This window comes from Pseudomonas sp. D1HM, assembly GCF_019266105.1.
In the GTDB taxonomy this organism is placed as follows: Bacteria; Pseudomonadota; Gammaproteobacteria; order Pseudomonadales; family Pseudomonadaceae; genus Aquipseudomonas; species Aquipseudomonas taetrolens.
Window position 1 is genome coordinate 53665 of sequence record NZ_LRMN01000016.1, and the last position, 6976, is coordinate 60640.

The following is a 6976-nucleotide window of genomic DNA, read 5'->3' on the forward strand; positions in this document are numbered from 1 at the left end:
TCAGGCCTGATGAATGCGCTGCTTGAAGGTACGGGCAATGGCCCGGATGCCCGGCTCATAGCGCTGTTCTTCAATGGCCGCGAGGGCCAGGTCCAGGGCTTTCTCGGCAATCAACTGATGTTGTTGGCCCATCGCGTTGACCGGCAACGGCAAAAAGTCCAGCAACTGAGTGTCGCCAAAGGTGGCCAGGCGCAAGGGAGCTTTATGCTCCGGGTGATCGAGCAACGCATCAAACATGCCTTGCAGCAGCACATAGGACGTGGTGACCAGCGCCTCCGGGAAATGTCCCAGGCGTGCCAGTAAATCATCAATGATGCGTCGGCCGCACTCACGGCTGAAGGCGCTGCCGTGCTCAATGAACACGTCGCCGTCATACCCTTCAAGTGCCTGTTTAAAGCCTTTGGCACGGGCCTGGCTGACGCTCAGCTCGGGGCGTGCACCAATCAGGGCGATTTGCCGTGGCACCGGCTGCAGCAAGCTGCGGGTCAGTTGCAGGCTGGCTTCGCAGTCATCGCTGATGACCGAACAAAAGCGTGCAGGCTCCATCGTCCGGTCAATGGCAATGATCGGCATGCCAAGGTCCTGCAGCTGACGATAGCTGTCATCTTCCTCAGGCAAGCAACTGGCCACGAACAGAGCGTCGCAACGACGGGCACGAAACAGTTTGAGCAATTGTCGCTCGCTGTCCGGAGCATCGTCAGAGCTGGCAATCAGCAATTGATAGCCACGGGCGCGAGCGCCTTGTTCGAGCTGTTTGGCGAGGCGCGCATAACTCGGGTTTTCCAGGTCGGGGAGGATAAACCCCAAGGTGCGCGTGTGCCGGCTGCGCAGCCCGGCGGCCTGAGGGTTGGGGCTAAAGCCATGCTCCTCGACGACTGCGCGCACACGCTCCACCGTAGCGGTGCTGATACGCTGCTGCTCGGCCTTGCCATTGATGACATAGCTGGCGGTTGTGACTGATACACCTGCCAATCGAGCGATATCACTGAGCTTCACGCCGGTAATTCCTTATTTTTTGTAGTACACGTCGACATTGTGACCAATCCTAACCGATAAAGGCAGACGATCATCGTCTCCCTTGTAGGCAACGTATTTTTTTGCTGGTTGATCAAATACCTCTGATCAATGCGACCGTTGGGCTTCAAGCGCAGGCAATTATGAAGTAACGTGCCGGGCATGATGGGTTAAACGTTTCAGCCTTCGTATTTAATGGGTCTTGCCACGAGGAGCAATGTGCTTGCCACACATCTGCTGACACGCTCCCAGGCGGGACTCCTAAGCTGATTATTTCAAAACAATACCTGGTGCCAACGAGCACCGAAAAAGGAGAACGCATGCTTGAGCTCACCATAGAGCAGATTTCCATGGGCCAAACGGCTGTGGATAAGTCTGCGGCGCTGCAATTACTCGCCGATAAACTGGTCGCCGACGGTTTGGTGGCCGAAGGTTATCTGAGCGGCTTGCAAGCGCGTGAGGCTCAGGGCTCCACCTTTTTGGGACAAGGTATTGCCATCCCTCACGGAACCCCTGAAACACGCGACCTGGTGTTTACCACAGGGGTGCGTTTGCTGCAGTTCCCCGAAGGGGTTGATTGGGGGGATGGGCAGAAGGTGTATCTGGCAATTGGTATTGCAGCCAAGTCCGACGAACACTTGCGCTTGCTGCAATTGCTGACCCGTGCTTTGGGCGAAACCGATCTCGGTGAAGCGCTGCGCCGGGCCAGCTCCGCAGAAGCGTTGCTCAAATTGCTCCAGGGCGCACCGCAAGAGCTGGCCCTGGATGCTCAGATGATCGGCCTTGGCGTCTCGGCTGACGACTTCGAGGAGTTGGTGTGGCGCGGTGCCCGTTTGCTGCGCCAGGCCGATTGCGTGAGTAATGGCTTTGCCGCTGTCTTGCAGCAAGTAGACGCGCTGCCGCTGGGTGATGGTTTGTGGTGGCTGCACAGCGAGCAAACCGTCAAGCGTCCGGGACTTGCCTTTGTCACCCCTGACAAGCCAATGCGTTACCTGGGCCAACCCCTGAGCGGTCTGTTCTGTCTGGCCAGCCTGGGTGAAGCCCATCAAGCCTTGCTCGAGCGTTTATGCGCGCTGCTGATTGAAGGTCGCGGCCATGAGCTGGGCCGGGCCACCAGCCGTCGTGCGGTGCTCGAAGTCCTGGGCGGCGAATTGCCGGCGGACTGGCCAAGTGCACGTATTCCCCTGGCCAACGCCCACGGTTTGCATGCGCGTCCGGCGAAAATCCTCGCTCAGTTGGCTAAAAGTTTTGAGGGCGAAGTCCGCGTCAGAATCGTCGATGGCCAAGAGTCTGCGGTATCGGCCAAGAGCTTGAGCAAATTGCTTAGCCTGGGCGCACGCCGCGGCCAGGTGCTGGAGTTCATCGCCGAACCGGGCATTGCCGGTGATGCCTTGCCGGCGCTTCTGGCCGCTGTCGCAGAAGGCCTTGGGGAAGAGATCGAGCCGTTGCCGATCATCAACGAAACCGCCACGGTGGTGGCCGACATTGCCACCGTGATCACCGCACCGGCTGCCGGTAGCGTGATCCAGGCGATTCCGGCCGCCCCCGGGATCGCCATCGGCCCGGCCCATATTCAAGTGCTGCAAACCTTTGATTACCCGATGCGTGGCGAGTCCTCGGTGGTTGAGCGCGAGCGCTTGCACCAGGCTGTGGCCCAGGTGCGCCTGGACATCGAAGGGTTGATCGAACGCAGCCAGTCCAAGGCCATTCGCGAGATATTTATCACTCACCAGGAAATGCTCGACGACCCGGAGCTTACCGACGAAGTCGAGAATCGCCTCAAGCAGGGTGAAAGTGCTGAAGCAGCGTGGATGTCGGTGATCGAGGCCGCGGCACAGCAGCAAGAATCGTTGCAGGATGCGTTGCTGGCCGAGCGGGCAGCGGACCTGCGAGACATCGGGCGCCGGGTTCTGGCGCAGCTGTGCGGCGTCGAAACCCCGGCCGAGCCCGACCAGCCGTATGTGCTGGTAATGGATGAAGTCGGTCCTTCGGATGTGGCCCGACTGGACCCGGCGCGGGTCGCGGGGATTTTGACTGCGCGTGGCGGTGCGACCGCTCACAGCGCCATCGTCGCCCGGGCCCTGGGGATACCGGCCCTGGTCGGGGCTGGCGAAGCGGTGCTGTTGCTGGCTTCGGGGACGCCGTTATTGATTGATGGTCAGCGCGGGCGCTTGCACGTTTCACCGGATGCCGATGCAGTGCAACGGGCGACCCAAGAGCGTGACAGTCGCGAACTGCGGCTGCAGGCTGCTTCGGCACAACGCCATGAGGCCGCAGTCACCCGTGATGGCCACGCGGTCGAAGTGTTTGCCAACATCGGTGAAAGCAAAGGCGTCGCCAGTGCGGTGGAGCAGGGCGCGGAAGGGATTGGCCTGCTGCGCACCGAACTGATTTTCATGGCCCATTCGCAAGCCCCGGACGAAGCCACCCAGGAAGCCGAATACCGTCGCGTCCTGGACGGATTGGCCGGGCGACCTTTGGTGGTGCGCACGCTGGATGTGGGCGGCGATAAGCCGTTGCCCTACTGGCCGATCGAGAAAGAAGAAAACCCGTTTCTGGGCGTACGTGGTATCCGCCTTACGTTGCAACGTCCGAAGGTGATGGAAAGCCAGTTGCGCGCCCTGTTGCGCTCGGCCGACAACCGCCCGTTGCGGATCATGTTCCCGATGGTCGGCAGCGTCGCCGAGTGGCGTGCCGCCCGTGACATGACTGAACGCCTGCGCCTGGAAATCCCGGTGGCTGACCTGCAATTGGGGATCATGATCGAAGTGCCGTCCGCTGCCTTGCTGGCACCGGTGCTGGCGAAAGAGGTCGACTTCTTTAGCGTCGGCACCAATGACCTGACCCAATACACCCTGGCCATCGACCGTGGTCATCCGACCTTGTCGGCTCAGGCAGACGGCCTGCACCCGGCGGTCCTGCAATTGATCGACATCACCGTGCGTGCAGCCCATGCCCACGGCAAATGGGTGGGGGTCTGCGGCGAGCTGGCGGCTGATCCGCTGGCGGTGCCGGTGCTGGTGGGGCTTGGGGTGGATGAACTGAGTGTTTCGGCGCGCAGCATTCCTGAGGTCAAGGCCCGGGTCCGCGAATTGAGCATGGACCGTCTCCAGACCCTGGCGACTCAAGCTTTGAGCGTTGGCAGCCCGGAAGAAGTCCGGGCATTGGTGGAGGCGCTCTGATGTCCAGAATCCTGACCATTACCCTTAACCCTGCACTGGATTTGACCGTACGCCTGGGGCATCTCGAACCGGGGGAGGTCAATCGTAGCCAGGCCATGCTGACCCATGCGGCCGGCAAAGGGGTGAACGTTGCCCAAGTGCTGGCAGACCTTGGCCACACCCTGACCGTCAGCGGCTTTCTCGGCGAAAGCAATCAGCAAGCGTTCAACGCGCTGTTCGAGCGTCGTGGCTTTGTCGATGCGTTCATTCGCGTGCCCGGTGACACTCGCAGCAATATCAAACTCGCCGAAGACGACGGCCGCGTCACTGATCTCAACGGCCCGGGGCCGCAGGTCAGCGAACAGGCCCGGCAGGCGTTGCTCGACAAGCTCGATCAAATCGCCGCCGGGCATGATGCGGTGGTCGTGGCAGGCAGCTTGCCCCAAGGCGTCAGCCCGCAGTGGTTGCGCGAGTTGCTGCTGCGTTTGAAGGGCATGGGGTTGAAAGTGATCCTGGACACCAGCGGCGAAGCCTTGAAACAAGGCCTCAGCGTCGGTCCCTGGCTGATCAAGCCCAACACCGAGGAACTCAGTCAGGCGCTGGGCCGGGACATCGGCAGCCATGAGGCCCAGGTCGCAGCGGCGGCTGATCTGCAGGCGCAAGGCGTGGAGCATGTGGTGATTTCCAACGGCGCTGAAGGTGTGAGCTGGTTTAGCCACGGTCCGGCCCTGCAGGCACTGCCCCCCAAGGTGCGGGTCGCCAGTACGGTGGGCGCGGGTGACTCCCTGTTGGCGGGCATGCTGCATGGCTTGATCAGTGGCCACAGCGCCGAGCAAACCTTACGCACCGCCACCGCCATTGCGGCAATGGCGGTGACTCAGATCGGTTTTGGTATCAGCGATGCGGCGCACCTGGCGACGCTCGAAAGCGGCGTTAACGTTCGCGCTCTGACAAAAGAATAAGAGGGATACACATGAAATTAGCCATTGTGACGGGCTGCCCCAACGGCATGGTGACCAGTGTCCTGTGTGCCCGCTTGCTGGATGCGGCCGCGCAGCGTCAGGGCTGGAGCACCAGCGTTGAAGTGCATGACCCCAAGCACCCGGAGCGTCAGTTGTCAGCGGCAACCATCGACGAGGCCGAGTGGGTTCTGGTGGTCAGCAGCACGCCTCTGGACATGCAGCGTTTCATCGGTAAGAGAGTCTTCCAAAGCACTCCGTCTCAAGCCTTGCAAGACGTCGAGGCGGTATTGCTGCGCGGCGTCGAAGAGGCAGATGTCTATGCCCCGCCAGTTGCATCGGCTGCGGCAGAAAGCCCGAAAAGCGCCCCCAAGATTGTTGCCATCACCGCCTGCCCAACGGGCGTGGCGCACACGTTTATGGCGGCCGAGGCTTTGCAGCAAGCGGCCAAGCGTTTGGGCTACGACTTGCAGGTCGAAACCCAGGGGTCGGTCGGTGCGCGCAATCCGTTGAGCGCCCAGGCCATCAGTGAGGCTGACGTGGTGTTGCTGGCGGCGGATATCGAAGTACCGACCGAACGCTTTGCCGGTAAAAAAATCTACCGCTGTGGCACCGGAATTGCGCTCAAACAGGCCGAAGCCACACTCAATAAAGCTTTGAGCGAAGGCAAGCAGGAGTCGGCGGCATCGGGTGCTGCGGGCCCGGCCAAACAAGAGAAGACCGGAGCCTATAAACACTTGCTGACCGGTGTGTCATTCATGCTGCCGATGGTGGTGGCGGGCGGCCTGTTGATTGCGCTGTCCTTTGTGTTCGGGATCACGGCATACAAAGAGCCCGGCACATTGGCGGCGGCCCTGATGCAAATCGGTGGCGATGCGGCATTCAAACTGATGGTGCCGTTGCTGGCCGGCTATATCGCCTACTCGATCGCTGACCGCCCGGGCCTGGCGCCAGGGATGATTGGTGGCTTGTTGGCAAGCACGCTGGGTGCCGGGTTTATCGGCGGGATCATTGCCGGGTTTATCGCGGGCTACTGCGCCAAGGCGATCAACCGTTACGCGCGGCTGCCGCAAAGCCTGGAAGCATTGAAGCCGATTTTGATCATCCCGCTGTTCGCCAGCCTGTTCACCGGTCTGGTGATGATCTACGTGGTGGGCAAGCCGGTGGCCGGGATGCTTGAAGGGTTGACTCACTTCCTCGACAGCATGGGCACCACCAACGCCATTCTGCTGGGGGTGTTGCTCGGCGGCATGATGTGCGTCGACCTCGGCGGGCCGATCAACAAGGCGGCCTATGCGTTTTCGGTGGGATTGCTGGCGTCCCAAAGCTACGCGCCGATGGCCGCTACGATGGCCGCAGGCATGGTGCCGCCTATTGGGCTGGGCATCGCGACACTGATTGCGCGCCGCAAATTTGCTCAAACCGAGCGCGAGGCGGGCAAGGCGGCGATGGTGCTGGGGTTGTGCTTTATCTCTGAAGGCGCGATCCCGTTTGCGGCCAAAGACCCTTTGCGGGTGATTCCGGCCAGTATTGTCGGAGGTGCGCTGACCGGTGCGCTGTCGATGTACTTCGGTTGCAAGCTTATGGCACCGCACGGTGGCTTGTTTGTGCTGCTGATCCCGAACGCGATCAACCATGCGCTGCTGTACTTGCTGGCGATTGTGGCCGGCAGCCTGTTGACCGCCGTGGTCTACGCCGTCATCAAACGCCCTGAACCGGTAGAGATGGCGCTGGAAGGGGCTAAGGCTTGATTACGTCAATCCACCTGCACACCTGCGGGCTGACGCTGATCTTGTAGCAGCTGACTCGCTCTGCGAGGCTGCGTCCGGCTGCGGAGCAGTC

General features: G+C 61.2%; 4 protein-coding genes. 3 read left to right on the forward strand and 1 reads right to left on the reverse strand.

Annotation, left to right across the window (positions count from 1 at the left end; genetic code table 11):
* Complete coding sequence (gene cra / locus AWM69_RS17415; RefSeq protein WP_048378211.1) at positions 1-996, reverse strand: catabolite repressor/activator; 996 nt, start codon at positions 994-996, stop codon at positions 1-3.
* Between the two features lie 338 nt (positions 997-1334).
* Between cra and ptsP the strand changes: the two genes are divergently transcribed.
* From ptsP to AWM69_RS17430, 3 genes are read left to right on the forward strand one after another with little or no spacing between them, the layout of a single operon-like run.
* Positions 1335-4196 carry a phosphoenolpyruvate--protein phosphotransferase gene (gene ptsP / locus AWM69_RS17420; protein WP_131652176.1) on the forward strand — a complete coding sequence of 954 codons (2862 nt, stop codon included), beginning with the start codon at positions 1335-1337 and terminating at the stop codon, positions 4194-4196.
* Positions 4196-5137 (forward strand): 1-phosphofructokinase, encoded by a 942-nt coding sequence (pfkB, locus tag AWM69_RS17425; RefSeq protein ID WP_218727711.1) that lies wholly within the window; start codon positions 4196-4198, stop codon positions 5135-5137. The genes ptsP and pfkB overlap by 1 nt, the downstream gene beginning before the upstream one ends.
* An 11-nt stretch (positions 5138-5148) precedes the next feature.
* Complete coding sequence (locus AWM69_RS17430; RefSeq protein ID WP_218727713.1) at positions 5149-6885, forward strand: PTS fructose-like transporter subunit IIB; 1737 nt, start codon at positions 5149-5151, stop codon at positions 6883-6885.
* Positions 6886-6976: the final 91 nt, after the last annotated feature.